Annotated in this window: 15 protein-coding genes; 1 reads left to right on the forward strand and 14 read right to left on the reverse strand. The window is 56.5% G+C overall.

The features are described 5' to 3' along the window. Positions 1-227: 227 nt before the first annotated feature. The 11 genes from ACYQ3S_RS14220 to ACYQ3S_RS14270 all read right to left on the reverse strand — a co-directional run bounded on the left by ACYQ3S_RS14220 (position 228) and on the right by ACYQ3S_RS14270 (position 10,157). The gene (locus tag ACYQ3S_RS14220) at positions 228-1,070 is read right to left on the reverse strand and encodes a sugar phosphate isomerase/epimerase family protein (protein ID WP_459689960.1); all 843 of its coding nucleotides are present in this window, start codon (positions 1,068-1,070) and stop codon (positions 228-230) included. Positions 1,071-1,185: 115 nt separating this feature from the next. Beyond that, positions 1,186-2,220 (reverse strand): TRAP transporter substrate-binding protein, encoded by a 1,035-nt coding sequence (locus ACYQ3S_RS14225; RefSeq protein ID WP_459689961.1) that lies wholly within the window; start codon positions 2,218-2,220, stop codon positions 1,186-1,188. A gap of 86 nt (positions 2,221-2,306) precedes the next feature. Beyond that, positions 2,307-3,623 carry a TRAP transporter large permease gene (locus ACYQ3S_RS14230; RefSeq protein ID WP_459689962.1) on the reverse strand — a complete coding sequence of 439 codons (1,317 nt, stop codon included), beginning with the start codon at positions 3,621-3,623 and terminating at the stop codon, positions 2,307-2,309. A gap of 15 nt (positions 3,624-3,638) precedes the next feature. Continuing rightward, positions 3,639-4,133 carry a TRAP transporter small permease gene (locus ACYQ3S_RS14235; RefSeq protein ID WP_459689963.1) on the reverse strand — a complete coding sequence of 165 codons (495 nt, stop codon included), beginning with the start codon at positions 4,131-4,133 and terminating at the stop codon, positions 3,639-3,641. Positions 4,134-4,160: 27 nt separating this feature from the next. Further along, complete coding sequence (locus ACYQ3S_RS14240; RefSeq protein WP_459689964.1) at positions 4,161-5,126, reverse strand: sugar phosphate isomerase/epimerase family protein; 966 nt, start codon at positions 5,124-5,126, stop codon at positions 4,161-4,163. A gap of 33 nt (positions 5,127-5,159) precedes the next feature. Next, on the reverse strand, positions 5,160-6,263 hold the full coding sequence (locus ACYQ3S_RS14245) for a Gfo/Idh/MocA family protein (RefSeq protein WP_459689965.1): 1,104 nt from the start codon (positions 6,261-6,263) through the stop codon (positions 5,160-5,162). A gap of 24 nt (positions 6,264-6,287) precedes the next feature. Further along, positions 6,288-7,226, reverse strand: coding sequence for an ROK family protein (locus ACYQ3S_RS14250; protein ID WP_459689967.1), 939 nt, complete (start codon positions 7,224-7,226; stop codon positions 6,288-6,290). 4 nt (positions 7,227-7,230) lie between these two features. Then, positions 7,231-7,797 carry an SIS domain-containing protein gene (locus ACYQ3S_RS14255; RefSeq protein WP_459689969.1) on the reverse strand — a complete coding sequence of 189 codons (567 nt, stop codon included), beginning with the start codon at positions 7,795-7,797 and terminating at the stop codon, positions 7,231-7,233. 16 nt (positions 7,798-7,813) lie between these two features. Further along, positions 7,814-8,257, reverse strand: coding sequence for a cupin domain-containing protein (locus ACYQ3S_RS14260; protein WP_459689971.1), 444 nt, complete (start codon positions 8,255-8,257; stop codon positions 7,814-7,816). Positions 8,258-8,271: 14 nt separating this feature from the next. Further along, complete coding sequence (locus tag ACYQ3S_RS14265; protein ID WP_459689973.1) at positions 8,272-9,306, reverse strand: zinc-dependent alcohol dehydrogenase; 1,035 nt, start codon at positions 9,304-9,306, stop codon at positions 8,272-8,274. 17 nt (positions 9,307-9,323) lie between these two features. Continuing rightward, positions 9,324-10,157, reverse strand: a complete 834-nt coding sequence (locus ACYQ3S_RS14270; RefSeq protein WP_459689974.1) for a sugar phosphate isomerase/epimerase family protein — start codon at positions 10,155-10,157, stop codon at positions 9,324-9,326. 401 nt (positions 10,158-10,558) lie between these two features. On the opposite strand from ACYQ3S_RS14270, the gene ACYQ3S_RS14275 reads away from it, so the two are divergent. After that, entirely contained in the window at positions 10,559-11,470 is a 912-nt protein-coding gene (locus tag ACYQ3S_RS14275; RefSeq protein ID WP_459689975.1) for a LysR family transcriptional regulator, read from the forward strand. 96 nt (positions 11,471-11,566) lie between these two features. On the opposite strand, the gene ACYQ3S_RS14280 is transcribed toward ACYQ3S_RS14275, so the two are convergent. The 3 genes from ACYQ3S_RS14280 to ACYQ3S_RS14290 form a co-directional block, all read right to left on the reverse strand. Beyond that, a complete protein-coding gene (locus tag ACYQ3S_RS14280; RefSeq protein ID WP_459689977.1) occupies positions 11,567-12,781 on the reverse strand; it encodes an FprA family A-type flavoprotein in 1,215 nt (404 codons plus the stop codon). A 24-nt stretch (positions 12,782-12,805) separates the two neighbouring features. Further along, complete coding sequence (locus ACYQ3S_RS14285) at positions 12,806-14,716, reverse strand: acyl-CoA dehydrogenase family protein (RefSeq protein WP_459689978.1); 1,911 nt, start codon at positions 14,714-14,716, stop codon at positions 12,806-12,808. Between the two features lie 282 nt (positions 14,717-14,998). After that, complete coding sequence (locus ACYQ3S_RS14290) at positions 14,999-16,948, reverse strand: diguanylate cyclase domain-containing protein (protein ID WP_459689979.1); 1,950 nt, start codon at positions 16,946-16,948, stop codon at positions 14,999-15,001. Positions 16,949-16,967: the final 19 nt, after the last annotated feature.

Below are 16,967 nucleotides of genomic sequence, written 5' to 3' on the forward strand. Positions count from 1 at the left end.
GACAGTCCACCCCCGCCTGCACCAGATATTCCGTAAAGCCCGCCAGCGAGCGCCCATCTATTGATCCATCTTCGTGCATCGGCGTAATAGTCGGAATAACCACGCCGGATAATCTTTTTTCGTACATCATGCTCTCCTTTTCCGTTGTCTGCACCGCTTCAGCTCATCGCTCCGCTGCCTGCTTCCAGGCCTTTCCCAGCGCGCTGGCTGCCTTTGGTCAAATCCTGCTATTTTTCCAGCACCTCCATGACCTGCCGGCAGGCCTCATGCCAGTTTTCGGGGATATCGGCTTCAATGGTCAGCGTGCCGTCATAGCCCGCCCGCTCCAGGCTGTCAAGAAACACACGGTAATCATAACCGTCCCTCACAGAAGGATAGTTTCTTTCCGGATAGGAAAGCGGATAATCCATGTGGATATGATGAATATACGGCAAATAGGTTTGCAAATCCTGAAACGGCTCTCCGGCCGCTACCATATGCCGAAGATCCGCCATGGTAAAAAGGTTGTTTATTTTTACTTTTTCTATCAGCTGCACCGCTTGTACAACTGTATTGATATAGTTTGAATATTTCGGTCCCAGCGGCTCCAGAATCAGTTCCTGATGATTTTCCTCCGCTTTACGCGCCATCAGGCGCAGCGCTTCTATGAACGCCTCTTCCTTCGGCCGTTCTGACGCCGTCCGTATCCAGCGCGCCTTGCCGTTCCCCAGGATAAGGGTACGGATACCAAGCCTCGCCGTTTTTCTGCAGGCCTCTTCCAGGTATGGCTCCAGCGATTCGGGTTCAAATCCTTCCTCGAAAAACAGCGGCTCTGCCACCGGCAGCAGGCGGGAACCAACCTGTATCGGCACGCCGGTTTTTATGCTCTTTTTCAATTCATCCAGTGCTTCCCCGCTTAGATCCGCGATCTCGGGGACATCCAATTCTGCGAAATCATATCCCGCCTCTGCAATCGGCAGATAGTCTTTTATTTTGCCAAACCCACCTATTTTCATAGCAGCACCTATCCTTTCCGCATCCTGGAAACTCCAAGCCGGACGTTCCGGCCATTTCCCAGGCATAAAGATCATTTTTATTCAAACGGCCCTCATTCCTTCTCTTTTCTCAGCTTTTAAGATGAGTACAGAGCCGAAACGAGGGCCGCTATTCAGTTAACCGCTACCACATTCCATCCAGCGGCACGAATCAGTATTTTTCGCGGGTCGCAACGAGCAGCTCGTACAGCGCTTTCTGGCCATCGCTCGCCTTGGATAAAAATTCATCGACAACAGGCTGCGTCTTTGCCTGGAACGCTTCCTTATCTACTTCCAGGATCTCAACGCCGTTTTCCTCCATGACCTTCATGCCTTCCTCGGTGGCTGCCGGCCAGATCTCGTTATTCCACTGATCGGCAAACTTCTCGCCGGCTTCGAGGAGCGCTTCCTGGTTTTCTGCCGAAAGGTTGTCGAACCATACCTTGCTGACAAAAACCGGGTCCGGAATGGTAAAGTGCTCGGTCAGCGTGAAGTACTTGCACAGCTCATACCAGCTATTGGCGGCGATGACGGAGGGGGTGTGGTCCAGGCCGTCGATGGTACCCTGCTGCAGGGCGGTGTAGATCTCGCTGGAAGCCATGGGGGTTCCAATCGCGCCCATCGCGTTTACGGTATCCGCCAGAACGGCATCCTCCATACAGCGCAGCTTCAGGCCGTTGAGGTCGTCAACCGTATTCACGGCATGCTTCTGGTTCAGCACGCTGCGGCTGCCGATGTCCGTCCATGCGATGATCTTGAAGCCGTTTTCCTCCGCATTGGCCTCCAGCACCGCTTTCACCTCGTCATCCATAACGGTGTTCACGGCCTGGCTTCCGTCCTCCCACAGATACGGCAGGGAGAATACTGACCACATATCGTTGAAGGCGGACAGATCGGTGGCGGCGCATTCGGTCATCTCCATGGTGCCTGCCTTCAGACCCTCAAAAGTCGCGGCCTTGTCACCCAGCTGGGAGGAGGGATAGAACTCCATTTTCAGCCGGCCCTCCGAGCACTCCTCGATCAGCTCAGCCAACGCATTGGCGCCATCCGCCTGCGTGCCGGTAGCGGGGAAGGTGACGGAATATTTTACCGTAATCGCACCGCTGGAACCATCGGAGGCAGGGGTTTGGCCGGAACCGCCGCAGGCGGTGAGCATTGTCGTCATTGCCATGACACAGGCCAGTGCCAGAGTGAACTTCTTTTTCATGGTAAATCTCCTTTTCAATCAATAGTATGGTTGGTTTGGTAAGCATACAGATATTTTCCGGCGTTTACGTCCGCCAGAGAGCAGGATTAAATCGCCATGCCGAGGAAGGAGGGGAGCCCGAGAACCAGGAACGGGATATAGGTAATCAGAAGCAGGCAGAGCACTTCGGATAGCATATAGGGAATGGTACCCTTAATTGCTTTTTCAACCGGAATACCGGCAATCTTGGAGGTGATGAACAGGCAGTAGCCCAGGGGCGGCGTGATGTTGCCGATGGTCAGGTTGAAGGCCATGATAATGCCGAAGTGAATCAGGCTGATCCCCATGGACGCCGCTACCGGCGCCAGGATGGGAGCCAGGATGATAACCGAAGCGCCGCCATCCATAAACATGCCCATGATGAGCAGCAGGATGTTGACCAGAAGCAGGAACATGTACTTGTTATCGATGATCGAGAGGATCAGGTCGTTCACGATCACAGGCATCTGCAGCGCGGTAAGGCCGTAGCTGAAAACCTTGGCGCAGGCGATAATCAGCAGCAGCGGGGCCGCGCTGTTGACGCCCTGCAGCAGGATTGGTCCAATCTCACGGATCTTGAGCGTTTTGGTGATGAACAGGCTGACCAGAAGCGCGTATACAACCGAAATCGCGCCGGCCTCGGTAGGCGTCATGATACCGCCCATGATGCCGCCAACAACAATCAGCGGCATACCCAGCGGCAGCAGGCCGTCAATGATGGTCCGCTTGATCTCGCCCGCGGACAGGTGTTCCGTGCGCTTCGGGAAATGGACCACACGGTCGCGCAGCAGCACCACAAGCATCAGGATCAGGCCGCACAGGATGCCCGGCACGACGCCGCCCATGAACATCGAGCCGACCGAGACGCCGACCGCGGTCGCGTAGACCACCATGATGATGCTCGGCGGGATGATCGGTCCGCAGGTGGAGGCGCTGGCAATTACGCCCGCGGCCTCCTGGGCCGAGTACCCCTCCTTGACCATGGCAGGGATCAGGATACCGCCCATGCAGGACGAGCAGGCCTGCGCGGAGCCGGTAATGCCGCCGAAAAACATGCTGGACACGATGCCTGCGTGGGCAAGGCTGCCGGGCAGCCGGCCGATCAGCAGCATGGCAAAGCGGATGAGCTTTTCCGTGATGCCGCCTCGGTTCATGATCTCGCCGGCAAGCATAAAGAACGGGATTGCCAGCAGAGGCAGACTGCCAATGCCATTAAATATGGAGTTTGAAACGGCAAGGGTCGCGATGGGGGTATTGGTCGTCACGCCAAGCGCAACCAGACTGAGCGTGCCGGTAAACAGCAGGGAAACATACACCGGAATGCCTGCCAGAATAAAGACAAAAGTCAGGATGACCAGCAGGGCAATAATTAAGCCTACACTCACAGGGGGTCGCCTCCTTTATTCTTGTTCAGTCGCGGGATCATCGACGGTGCGGCTCTTGATCGTGCGCAGATACTCGTAGATCATCAGAGCAAAGCCTATCGGGATCGACACATAATAGTACATTCTGGGAATGCGCAGCGTGGTGCTCAGCATGGTACCGGCGGCGGTATACTGTGCGGTCCAGATGAGCAGGAGCACCAGGAAAACAATGGTGATCGCCAGGAAGACCGACCGCAGCGCAATACGCACCGCCTTGCTTTTGGGTTTGTTGACCAGCATTGTGAATTCGGTATGTCCGTTGGTGCGGACCGCCCGGGCGCTGCCGAACATGCCCATGGCCACCAGCAGGGCCTGATTGACCTCATCCGCCCACAGGAAGCCGGTTTGGAAAATATAACGCGCAATAACAGTGGCCGTTGCAATGCAGACGATAGCGGTCAGCGTTGCACCGCAGACGATGTTCTCAAACCATCGGATAATCGTATCGATGCTGTTAAATAACTTTTTCATACTTTCTCTCCTATAGGCACTGTTTTGTTATGCCCACCACATTCCGGATGTTTCCGCAAAGATCGCGCAGCTTTTCACCATGTCCACCGCGTGCTGCAAACCTTCCAGCCGGTTGATCAGGCTGTCCTCATGCTCAATGCTGATCGTTCCGTCATATCCGGTCTTCCGCAGCTCGGAAAAAATATCTTTCCAGTACTTCGCGTCATTCCCGTAGCCTACCGTTCGGAAGATCCAGGAGCGGTGCGCCTCGTCGCTGTAATGCTTTGTGTCCAGAACGCCGTTGAGCGCGGTGTTGTACCGGTCGATGCACACATCCTTCGCGTGTACATGATAGATCATTCCCGCAAAGGCCCGAATCACGGCCACCGGCTCCATCCCCTGCCAGAGCAGGTGGCTGGGGTCGAAGTTGACGCCGATCTCCGGCCCGACCGCTTCCCGCAGGCGTTTCAGCGTGTCCACGTTATAGACACTGAAGCCGGGATGCAGCTCCAGCGCGATTTTGTTTACGCCGCAATCCTTTGCGGCCTGAACAAAATTTTTCCAATACGGGATCAGGACCTTGTCCCACTGATATTTGAGAATATCCAGATTATCGTCCGGCCACGCACAGGTCACCCAGTTGGGATATCGGGACGCTTCGCAGTCCCCGGGGCAGCCGGAAAAGCAGGTGATGGTATCGACCCCCAGCTTTTCTGCCAGGCGGACGGTGTTGCACATATCCTCATGATACTCTTCCGCCTTCGCCGGATCGGGATGCACCGGATTGCCGTGACAGGAAAGCGCGCTGATCGTCAGACCGGAGGCCTGGAGGGTCTGCTGAAATTCTTCCAGCGCCTCGGGGGAGGCAAGCAGCCGTTCCGGCGCGACATGCGCCTTGCCGGCGAATCCGCCGCAGCCGGGCTCTATCTGCTCAATCCCCATTTCCCGAAATGTTTTTAACGCATCTTCCAGCGGCCTGTCCTGCAGCACATTTGCCACAACACCTATTTTCAATCCATATTCCTCCTTCCCTTGTTCATCAAATGCTTATCGGACAGCAACCCACTTGCCGCTGTGGGCGCTCTCATACAATGCGTCGCAGATCTTCATCATATGAAGGCCGTCCTCGAAAGTCGCAAAGGGATTTTCCGGCGTTTCGCCGCGAATAGCCCCATAAATCGCTGTGAAATTCTGCTTGAAAGCATCGGGGAATCCCTCCGCGTGGCCGCCCGGATAGCCGATAACAGCGGCTGTCGCACGGTCTACCAGGGAGGGGTCCTTGGTCAGCAGCCCGTTGGGGCCGTCCCGATGGCCGATCAGCAGATCGTTGACCCGCTCGTTATCCCATTCCAGCGACTGCCTGGTGCCGGCCACCTGCAGCACGGTCTGATTCTTCTTGCCGGAGAATACTGCGGAAAACGTGGCGGTGCCGACAGCCCCGCCATCGAACCGGAGCAGGACGCAGGAGAAATCCTCCGTATCCATGTCCACATCTTTCGGCCCCTGCTCCGTCATCTGCGTGCGCTGCGGATAAACGGTTTTGAATTCCGCGAAAACCTCGGTCACTTTCTGGCCGGTGACATATTCGGCCAGATCAATCCAGTGGGAGCCCAGGTCTGCGGTGGCCCGTGTCTTGCCGCACTGGTCGGACAGCAGCTTCCAGCTGAAATCTGTTTTATACTGCAGCCAGTCCTGCAGATAGCCGCCCTGAATATGGTAAATTTCACCAAGTTCTCCGTCCAGCGCCATGCGCCGCATCCGGTAGGGGATGGGATAATAGCGGTTGTGGAAGTTCAATGCGCCGATCACGCCGCTTTTGCGGACCGCATCGACCATTTTCTGCGCCTCCTCCGCGTTTCGTGCCATGGGCTTCTCGCAGACGACATGGATGCCCCGCTCTATGGCTGCCATGGCAATCGCCATGTGGGTGTTGTTGGGCGTGCAGATGTGAATGCAGTCAGGCTTGCATGCATCCATCATTTCCACATAATCCTCGTAGCCCGCGGGAACGCCCAGCCGTTCGGCCTTTTCCTTTGCGCCAAACGAATCCGCAATAGCCACAACGTCCACATAGGGGATTCGCCTGAGCGCTTCCACATGGGCAAACCCGATAAAGCCCATGCCGGCTACCGCTGCTTTTAAGCGTTTCATATGCTTCCTCCCTGTTTATCGTACTTATACTGCGATTGCAACCGCGCCCATCAAAGCGGCTTCATAGCCAAGGGCGGTCGGCAGGATCGGCACGTCTTTCATCTGTGCGAAGGTATACTGTTCCATAGACCGGCGAATGCCTGGCATGAGCAGGTCCAGAGAAGCCGATACCCCGCCGCCGATAATGACCGCTTCCGGATCGAGAATATTCGTATAATAGGAAATGCCCTTGCCGAGATACTCGCCGACCTGCTGGAAAATCGCTGCGGCGGTCTCATTACCGTTTTTCGCCAGCTTCGCACAGGAGGCGCCCGAAGGCCTCTCTCCCAGCCGGTCGAAAGCCGCCTGGAAAGCCGCGTCCTGCCGCGTCCGCTCCTCGATCAGCCGGTTCAGGGCCGTTCCAGAACCATGCGCTTCCAGGCAGCCCTGCTCTCCGCAGGGGCAGCCGCAGGGCTTCTGGTATTCCACCTTGAGATGGCCGAGCTCACCGGCATAGCCATGTGCGCCGCGAATCAGCCGTCCGTCGCTGACGACCGCACCGCCTACGCCAGTGGAAACGGTCATCCACCCGAAGCTGGAAAACCGTTTTCCCAGCCCGAAGCGCATCTCTCCCACGGCGCAGGCGTTTACGTCATTTTCGCACACAACCCTGGCAATCCGGAGCTTTTCGGAAAGATACGCCCGCACGGGTACCTGGCTCCAGCCCGCGTAAACCGCCCGAAGCAGAACCCCTTCCCCGCGCTCCACTATGCCGGGAAGGTTAACCCCGATGCCGGCAATCTGTTCCATGCGCAGGCCGCGTTTTTCTGCAAACCGGCAGAGGATTTCGCAGCATACATCCAGATGTCGCAGGCAGTCTCCGGTATCGGTGGGAAACTGCTGTTTTTCATAAATCTTTCCGGCGTCGTCCGCAAGGGCGACAATGGTTTTGGTGCCGCCGATATCAAAAGCCCCAATGTACATAGGCTTATCCCTGGGCGCTCTGGATGGCACGCTTCATATCCTGCGAGATGGCGTGCTCCAAAATCAGGTGGATGTCCTCTACCACGCCGTAGTTCTTGGAGGGGAGCACAATGGAAAGGTCGGACAGCCCGATCAGACTGCCGTTGTAATCGCCTACAATGCAGATCGTTTTAGCGCCGGCCGCCTTTGCATACTTTTGCGCCTCCACCAGATTGCCGGAGCTGCCAGAGACGGACAGAGAAATCACCAGGTCGCCTTCTTCCAGAAAGTTCTTCAACTGCTCCACCATGGTCTGGTCGTAGGCGTTGTCGTTGCCGTAGGCGGTGAAAATAGAGGAGTGGTCAGAGGGGGCAAAGATCTTCAGCCGCTTGGAGTCCCCAATGTTGATGCCCTTGCCGAAGTCACAGACCCAGTGAGAGGCCGCGGCCGCGCTGCCGCCGTTGCCCAGCACGAACACACGCCTGCCGTTTTCCCGGGCCTCCTCCAGGCAGGCCTCCAGCTTTTCGATGTCAGACCGGTCGATCGCTCCCAGCGTGCGCTGAAGCTCATCGCTGTAATTATCAAAAAACATGTTGCTTTACCCCCGCTTATTCGGCATGCTCGCCGTCATATTCGCTCTTGTCGTCATCCAGAACGTCATAGCCCGCCCGCATGTACAGGTCGAGCTGCGGCGGCGTCGCAATACCGAGCGTTACGAAAGGCTCTGTGTTTCCTGCGGGATTGCGGGTGCCGTGCAGTACGCCGGGAGGCGCGAACACAATATCGCCGGCCTTGCAGGGGATCCACTTGTCATAAAGATAGCACTCGCCCTCGCCGGAATGAATGATCAAAATTTCTTCCGAAATAGGGTGCTTATGCGGCGCGAACTCTTTGCCGGGCTCATGGAAGCCGACCGCAATATTGGTGTTTTTGCAGCCCATCTTGGGGTTCAGCGCGAAGTGAACCACATGGCCGTTGGGCATGGTCCAGGTTTCGCCGCCGCTGATGCTGAACTTGCCGCCATACTTCTGAACATATTCTTTCTTTGTCATCTCTGATATCTCCTTTAGGAAAACTGAATTACTGCTTTGATGGCCGCGCCGCTTCTGGCGTCGGCAAAGGCCTGGAGAGCGTCCTTATACTCGTAAACCGAAATGAGCTTCCGCAGATCGTCTTTCATCTGGATCACCTTTTCCACCACGGCCGAGGTTCCATCCGTTTTCAGCTGCGGCGCGGGACCCTTGGAGCCGACAATGGTCAGTTCTTTTCGCATGATCGGCAGCGGCTCAAATCCATCAATGCCGCCGAAATACACACTGGGAACAACGATCTTACCACCGGTGCGGGCAGCGGCCATGGCGTCTTTCAGAACAGGGGGCGCTCCGGTCGCTTCGATGACGATATCGACGCCATCCTTCGCGGTCATCTCCTTGACCTGCTCCATCCAGGCGGGTTCGGAGGTGTCTATCACATCCAGCAGACCGGTCTTGCGCACCTGCTCCAGACGCAGCTTGCTGCGGTCCGCGCCGATCACCGTACCCGCGCCCATGGTCTTGAGGATCATGGCGGCCACCAGGCCGATGGCGCCCAGACCGATTACCAGCACGCTGTCGCCGGGCTGGATATTTGCTTTCATTGCCACATGGTAAGCACAGTTGGCCGGCTCCAGAATGGAAGCGGTGATATCGTCCAGTTCGTCAGGAATGGGGCTGAGGAAGCTGTACGCATCCGTGTTGGTCACCAGCGTTTGCTCCGTGAAGCCGCCGGGCAGGAGGGCGTCGTTCAGGCTCTTACAGTAGTTCTGCATGCCGTTGCGGCAGAACCAGCACCGGCCGCAGCCCTTGACCAGCTCGCTGGCGACGCGCATCCCCTTTTTCAGGCCGTTGGCGCCGTTGCCCACCTCCGTGATAACGCCGGAAAACTCATGTCCAAAATAGTGCTCACCGGAGAGGTCCCGTCTGCCGTTATACAGCGCCAGGTCGCTTCCACAGATGCCGCAGGCCTTTACGTCCACCCGAACGGTGCTGTCCGTGATTGCCGGGCGTTCGTCGGTTTCCCGCATTTCCAACTGGCTGGGAGCCAGTAATTTGATTGTTCGCATTGCTATCGTACCTTTCTTTATCGATTAAACGCGGCCCGAGCCGTTTCGATGCCGATCTGCATCTGCCGGTCCGCTTCCTCCACGGTGTCGAACCATAGCTTCCAGGGATACAGGCCGAACACCTCGAACGAGCAGTATTTGTCAAAGCCCGTTTCCCGCAGAGCATCCGCGACAGCCTTGAAATCAAAGTGTCCGGTGCCGGGCGCGTGGCGGTTGGAGTCTGCCAAGTGCAAATTCTGCAGCGCATATCCGTATTTCCGCACGGACTCGACAGGGTCGGCTTCCTCAATGTTCAGATGATAGGTGTCCGCCATGGTGCGCACATGAGGATGATCGACCTGCTGCACAAATTCGGTCGCCTGCTGCATCGTGTTCAGGAAGTTGGTCTCGTAGCGGTTGATCGCCTCGACCGCAAGGTAAACATCCTTGCTTGCGGCGTATTCGCCCGCCTGGTGGATCACCTCCGCCATGCATTTGGCGGCTTCCTCGCGGTCGGTATCATCGTCCAGATGGCGGGTGGCGCCGCCGCTGCCGATGATGACGGTCGCTGCCTCCATATCGGCGGCGACGTCAACCACCTTGCACAGATAATCCGCACATTTGGCGTTGAGCGTGCGGTCCGCTGTGGCCAGCTTGACGCTTCCATCAAAAATGTAGTGGAGGGCGCTGCATGCGAGGCCCGCGTCACGGATCCAGCCCTTGACCTCGCGGCGGCGTTCCGGTGTGCTCTCTACGGGCAGATGCAGCGCTGCGGTCAGCTCCACTGCATCAAACCCGATCTTTGCGGCTCTATTGATGGTGTCATGCAGGTCGTGCATGCCATAGACCGCCGTACACATGCTAAACTTCATAAACAGGCTCCTTTTCGGTCATATCAATTTCGTCTGTATGGGTCTGCGCTTTGATAGAAAAAAACTATTAAAAATTTGTTGATCGTTTGAATTGAAATACATGCGAAGGAGAGGTTGGATTTTTTCACAGCACATTTGTGATTTTTAACAAAAGCTTTTGTTTATCTTCACCAATAGTGTAGCATGGTGATAGCGGACAAGTAAAATACTAACAAATTATTTTTTAATAGTTTGCGCTTATAACAGAGGGAAGCGCGCAATTCCCCGCCGTTCGCTTTGTTGGTTTTCAACATTTTATCAGCGCCATATCCATTGACAGCGCAGCATAATGCATGTATAATAAGAAAAAACTAACAAAAAGCCCTGCGTAAGTTTTACTTTTATGATAGAGAGGATGCTCTATGACGCTGAACCAACTGCTGTATTTTCAGAAAATTGCCGCAATGGGCAATATGGGAAAAGCCGCAAAAGCACTTCACATTTCGCAGCCCAGTTTGAGCGTCTCCATCTCCAATCTGGAAAAGGAGCTGAATCTTTCCCTGTTTCATCGGAATGGACACAATTTAGAGCTTTCCGCCGAAGGAGAGCAGCTTCTGGCGCATGCGGAAGCCATTTTAGCGGATTTACAGGCCGCGCAGCTACATATGCAGTCGCTCTCCGCCAATCGGGATATCCTGATCCGCATCGGCTGTATTTCACCGGTTTTATGGGAGCACCTGCCACGGATGGTCCGCGCGTTCCTGTCCAGGCCGGAAAACAAAAAAATGAAAGTCGAATTTATAACGGACAACACTGTCCCCCTAATTGCAAAGCTGCGGGATGGGTATTGCGATTTTCTCATTTGCTCAGCTTCCGACGAGGACGGCCTGCGGCAGACCGAGCTGATTGCGGAGCCCTTTGTGCTGCTTTGTCCGCCCGATGCCGATGTGCCGCAAAGCTGGGAAGACCTGTTTTCCTGCAGTGTAATCGGCTTCCAGAAGCAGACCGCCGCGTATTATGAAATTTACGATATGCTCAAGCCCTATGGAATCGAGCCGGTTTATGGCCATATCGCCCCCGACGAGGCAAGCATCGCCAGTCTGGTCGCCCACGGCTTCGGTTATGGCATTTGTCCCCATGTGTCCCTTCTGAAAAATTACAACGTGCAAATCGCACCCTTGCCCCTCCCCAATGAGGGAATGGTGCGCCGGATTTATGTCACCCAACTGGTCAGCCGCCCGCCGGTGGGCGCGGCCAAGCGCTTCCTGAAATATCTGATGGCGTCGGCCGGACCAGACAAACCGGAAGCTCCGTTTACCGGCTCCCCATTGTAAAAAAGCGCCGTCCCATCGGTCATAACCGATGGGACGGCGCTTTTTAGGGGGATGTGCCGATATTTTCTGTGTGTCGGGCCGCGGCACACGTCCCGTTTACTGATTGACGGATTCCACGATGGCATCCGCAAGGGCGTCCAGCTCCGCCGCTTTGTCCGGCAGCAGCGCGGAGGCCATGGACAGCCGCTCGTTGAGCACGGTCATATTCTTGAGTTCCTCATCGATGAATTTCTGCATCAGGTCGCCCGACTTGACCGCCCACGAACCGTTTTCGATGATCGCAAAGGTGCGGTTCTGCAGGTTGAGCGCCTTCATATCCATCAGGTAGTTGTGCATGACCGGATAGATGCCAAGATTATAGGTCACAGAGGCCAGCACAATATGGCTCAGCCGGAAGGTTTCGGAAATCAGCTGTGAAACATGGGTGTTGGATACGTCGTACAGCCAGACGTTGCTCACACCCTTTTCACACAGCTTGCCTGCCAGCGCCTGCGCCGCGGCTTCCGTATTGCCGTACATCGAGGCGTAGGCGATCATGACGCCCTTTTCCTCCGGCTCGTAGCGGCTCCAGTGGTCGTACTTGTCGATAAAGTACATCAGGTCTTTGCGCCAGACCGGACCGTGCAGCGGGCAGATGAATTTGATCTGGTCCAGGATGCCCGCCGCCTTTTTGAGCAGCAGCTGGACATGCGGGCCGTATTTGCCCACGATGTTGGTCAGGTAGCGGCGGGCGTCGTCGATCCAGTCGCGGTCGAAGTTGACCTCGTCCGCGAACAGCTTGCCGTCCAGCGCGCCGAACGAGCCGAACGCATCCGCCGAGAACAGCACGCCGTTTGTGGTGTCAAAGGTGACCATGGCCTCGGGCCAATGCACCATGGGCGCCGCGACAAAGGTCACAACATGCCTGCCGAAGCTCTGGGTGTCACCTTCCTTGACCTCGATCAGCTCATGGCCGTCGATGTCAAAGCCGAACTGGCGCATGAACATAAACGCCTTTTCGGTCGAGATCACCTTGACCGACGGATAGCGGAGCAGGATCTCCTCGACAGAAGCGCCGTGGTCAGGCTCCATGTGGTTGACGACCAGGTAATCCAGCGGCCGCCCGTCCAGCAGATGCTCCACGTTTTCAAGGAGCTGGCGGCAGGCCGACCAGTCTACCGTATCGAACAGCACAGTCTGCTCATCCAGCAGCAGATAGGCGTTGTAGGACACGCCGCGCGGGATGGGAAAGATGTTTTCAAACAGGGCGAGACGATGATCGTTCGCACCGACCCAGTAGAGATCGTCCGTTACATTGCGCACGCAGTACATATATTCTCCTCCTTATTCTTCCAGTCAGGCTTCAATGAACATATCCTTGCCTTCGCCGCACTCCGGACACACCCATTCCTCGGGCAGTTTTTCGAACAGCGTGCCGGGGGCGACCTCCGCGTCCTCGTCGCCCAGCTCGGGGACGTATTCGTAGCCGCAGCCGCCGCAGACATAGCGCTTGCCGATCGGCTCGGGCTTGGGTACAGGCGGGCGCTTCATTTTGACCATGGGCGGGGCGGGCTGCTTTTCACCGGTATCGAGCGCGGCGGTCAGCAGCGGCAGGATCTCGTTGACATCGCCCACGATGCCGTAGTCGCAGTTTTTGAAGATCGGCGCGTTGCCGTTCTTGTTGATCGCCACAATGGTCGAGGCATCCTTGATGCCCTTGAGGTGCTGGATCGCGCCCGAGATGCCGCAGGCAATATACAGATTGCCCTTGAACTTCTGGCCGGACATGCCGACATAGCGGTCCAGCGGCACATATTTGAGCGTCTCCGCCACCGGACGGGACGAGCCGACCGCCGCGCCCGCGGCGCGCGCCAGATCCTCGACCAGCTTCATGTTCTCCCTGCTGCCGATGCCCTGTCCGGCGGAAACCACACGCTCCGCCTGCGTGATTGGGGTATCGATCGGGATGCCGACGGAGAAGTCGTGTCCGTCCTTCTGCAGCGCCGCCACCAGCGCCGCCACCTTTTCCTCCGGCGAGCCCTCCTTGATGATGTTGTGCTTGCGCACGCCCGTGACCGGCGCGGGCTTCTTGGGACGGCTGGAGGAACCGCCCTCGCTCTTGGGCGGTCTGCCCAGGATGTTGGACGCGATCACGACGCGCTGAATCTCGTTGGTGCCTTCATAGATGGTGGTGATCTTGGCGTCGCGGTACATGCGTTCCACATCCATGCCCTTGAGGAAGCCCGTGCCGCCGAAGATCTGCAGCGCGTCGTTGGTGACCTCGAGCGAGATGTCGGACGCATACATCTTGGCCATCGCGGCCTCCATCGCATACGGCTCGTGCGCTTCCTTCCGCTCCGCCGCGGAGTAGACCAGCATCCGCGCGCAGCGCAACTTGGTCGCCATATCCGCAATCTTGAACGAAATCGCCTGCTGGAAGCCGATCGGCTTGCCGAACTGCACGCGCTCCTTGGCGTAATCCACCGCCGCTTCGTATGCGCCCTGCGCGATACCAAGCGCCTGGGAGGCGATACCGATGCGCCCGCCGTCCAGCGTCGCCATCGCAATCTTGAAGCCCTGCCCCTCCTTGCCGAGCAGGTTCTCCTTGGGTACTTTCACGTCGTTGAAGATCAGCTCCGCGGTGGACGAGGAGCGGATGCCCATTTTGTCATAATGGTCGCCAAAGGTAAAGCCTTCCCAGCCCTTTTCGACGATGAAGGCCGAAATACCGCGGGTGCCGATATCCGGCGTGGTGACCGCGAACACCACATAGGTATCCGCCTTGGGCGCGTTGGTAATGAAGATTTTGCCGCCGTTGAGCAGATAATGGTCGCCCTTATCGATCGCGGTCGTCTCGGTGCCGCCCGCGTCCGAACCGGCATTCGGTTCGGTCAGGCCGAACGCGGCGATTTTTTCGCCCTTTGCCAGCGGAACCAGATACTTCTGCTTCTGCTCCTCGGTGCCGAATGCGAAGATCGGCCACGAGCCGAGCGACACATGGGCGGACAGGATAACGCCCGTGCCGCCGTCCACGCGCGACAGCTCCTCAACCGCGATCGCGTAGCTTAACACATCCTGTCCGGCGCCGCCGTATTCCTTGGGATAAGGCAGCCCCATATATCCGAGCTTGCCCATTTTCCGGACGGCTTCTGCCGGAAATTCATTCTCCTTGTCCATGAGGAAGGCCTGCGGCTTGACCTCTTTTTCCGCGAAAGCGCGGATCTCAGCGCGCAGCTTCTCATGCGCGTCAGTGGTATGGAACAACATGGGAAACCTCCTTATTTGATCCTTCTTGTGTTGCAAATGCTTTGTTGTGTATATAGTATACCATTTTCATATTTTTTCTTGCAATGCCACTTTTGTACGAATCAAATGCCTTCTTTTTGCGTTTCCATCCAATCTTATGCGCAATATATCCAAACAAACTATACTTTTTATGTGTATTTTAGTATTTGCGACTTCCGCCCGCATTTCCATTCGTTTTACGGACAAAAACTTGCTCCCCGCTGCCGTTCCAGCAGCGGGGAGCTTTATCGACCGTTTGCCCTTTTACGTTTCCGGTTTTCTTCTCCGGTCGTGTTTTTCGTAATATTCCTTTTTTTCGGCGTACATTTTCTGCTCCGCGCCTTTTATCAGCAGCGGCATGGATGAGACGTCCCGCTCGCACTGGATTCCCACCGAGATATGGTAAGCGTCTTTCGACAGGTCCTGCGCCAGCGCCTGGCGCCGCGCTTTGATATCTGCCTCATCCGCATCCGCAATGAACAGGACGAATTCGTCCCCGCCCGTCCGGTAGATATATTGGGTATCGAAGTGCCTGCTGATCACCGCCGCCATTGTCCGCAGCATTTCATCCCCTTTGTCATGCCCCTCGGTATTGTTCGTTTCACGGAGGCCGTTTGCATCAATGTACACACAGGCCAGGGCGCTTTTGTGCCGCGCATGGATTTCGGGCAGGTCGCGCTCATAGCGGTTGCGGTTATACAGTCCGGTCAGCGCGTCGCGGTCGCCCTGCTCCTGAATCTCGGTATAGCTCTTCAGGTTTTTGCAGAACATGCCGAAGCTGAACTGCATATTCTTGAGCAGAACCGCAGGTTCATGATCCCGTTTCATATTGCAGGCCGCAAGGATGCCGCAGATATGCCCGCCCACGTCTTCCACAGGTACCGCCATCGCATTATGTATGGCGGGCATCTCCTCCGCTGAGAACAGCGCCCGCAGCTCGCTCTCGTCGCGGGCTTCATACGCCTCATTGCCGGCGTCAAAGAATTCCAGCAGCTTCCCGATATGTGCGCGGCCGTTGGGTACCTTATGCTCCTGCGCCGGCTGACCGGCTTCCCAGAAATACCGGTCCACTTCCCCTTCCGCACCTAAAATCCACAGGCTGACCTTTTCGGCCGGAATGATGCCGCCCAGTTTTTCCAGCGCCGCATACACGTTTTCCTTCTTTTCGTGCGCGTTGAACAACAGCCGCTCCACTTCATAGATATGGTTAATCATATCCAGCCGCCGCTGCTTCTCCCCAGTCACCGTGCGGACATAGCGCATCATCCACAGGAAATACACGACAAAGCATACCGACTCGAACGACAGGAATATGTGCAATACCCGTTTGATGATATTGGCGCTTTCAAACACAACGCTTTCCGGCACGGATACAGCGATCCGCCAGTCATTGATCGCCATGGGCTCGTAGTAGAAATAGAGATATTCGCCGGCAGTCCTTGATACGGACACGACATACTGACTCTCTCCGTTGGCTATGCCCTGCTTTATCTGATCTGCGGTGTATCCCGGGGCCATCGCCCGATCCCCCAGCATCCGGATGTTGCCGGTCTCCCCTGCATGCCAGGTGTCAATCAGAAAATCCCCTGTTTTTCCGTCTATGATGTACAGCGCGCCGCGGCCGCCGTACGGATTCAGATTGATCCCCTCCGGCAGCTTGCCCGGCACGATCACACCGTACAGCATCGCAACGGTTTTGCCTTCCCGCTTTACGGGTACATAATGTCTTACCACATAGGCGCCGCGATCCATAACATCGGTTTCCCTGTCCGTGATATGAGCGCCCTTTGCCGCCTCTGCTTCAAAAGAGAGCAGGCCGCCGGCATCCACGCTTTTCCCGCCTCTTGTCAGCACAACATCCCCGGGCAGCAGCAGTTCGACGCGGGACATCATCCCGATGTTGGTGTAGGAATCCAGAAGGCTCCACAGCTCCGGCGAGGACAGGTCCTCATACTGTGTGAGCACGATGGCGAGCATCTCCAGTTCCTCTCTGTCGTTCTCCGCGTACATCTCGATGTTGTCCGCCAGGCTGCCCGCTTCCTCATAGAGACGGTCGAAGCTCCGCTCTTCTTCCATGCGGCTGATATAATTCGTCACACCAAAGGAAGCCGCCACAATCAGAACGATCATCACGCCTGTGGTGAGCAGAGAATGTCCCAGCCGTATATCATTCTGTGTTTTACGCTGTTTCCGATCCTTAATGCCCGCACGCACTATTTTCTGCCTTCTTTTC

The sequence above is a fragment of the Agathobaculum sp. TL06 genome, from assembly GCF_054658635.1.

Bases quoted from the DNA above. Each gene is read 5' to 3' on its own strand.
- ACYQ3S_RS14220 (WP_459689960.1), bottom strand. From the start codon at position 1,070: ATGATCTTTATGCCTGGGAAATGGCCGGAACGTCCGGCTTGGAGTTTC.
- ACYQ3S_RS14225 (WP_459689961.1), bottom strand. From the start codon at position 2,220: ATGAAAAAGAAGTTCACTCTGGCACTGGCCTGTGTCATGGCAATGACG.
- ACYQ3S_RS14235 (WP_459689963.1), bottom strand. From the start codon at position 4,133: ATGAAAAAGTTATTTAACAGCATCGATACGATTATCCGATGGTTTGAG.
- ACYQ3S_RS14245 (WP_459689965.1), bottom strand. From the start codon at position 6,263: ATGAAACGCTTAAAAGCAGCGGTAGCCGGCATGGGCTTTATCGGGTTT.
- ACYQ3S_RS14250 (WP_459689967.1), bottom strand. From the start codon at position 7,226: ATGTACATTGGGGCTTTTGATATCGGCGGCACCAAAACCATTGTCGCC.
- ACYQ3S_RS14255 (WP_459689969.1), bottom strand. From the start codon at position 7,797: ATGTTTTTTGATAATTACAGCGATGAGCTTCAGCGCACGCTGGGAGCG.
- ACYQ3S_RS14260 (WP_459689971.1), bottom strand. From the start codon at position 8,257: ATGACAAAGAAAGAATATGTTCAGAAGTATGGCGGCAAGTTCAGCATC.
- ACYQ3S_RS14265 (WP_459689973.1), bottom strand. From the start codon at position 9,306: ATGCGAACAATCAAATTACTGGCTCCCAGCCAGTTGGAAATGCGGGAA.
- ACYQ3S_RS14270 (WP_459689974.1), bottom strand. From the start codon at position 10,157: ATGAAGTTTAGCATGTGTACGGCGGTCTATGGCATGCACGACCTGCAT.
- ACYQ3S_RS14275 (WP_459689975.1), top strand. From the start codon at position 10,559: ATGACGCTGAACCAACTGCTGTATTTTCAGAAAATTGCCGCAATGGGC.
- ACYQ3S_RS14280 (WP_459689977.1), bottom strand. From the start codon at position 12,781: ATGTACTGCGTGCGCAATGTAACGGACGATCTCTACTGGGTCGGTGCG.
- ACYQ3S_RS14285 (WP_459689978.1), bottom strand. From the start codon at position 14,716: ATGTTGTTCCATACCACTGACGCGCATGAGAAGCTGCGCGCTGAGATC.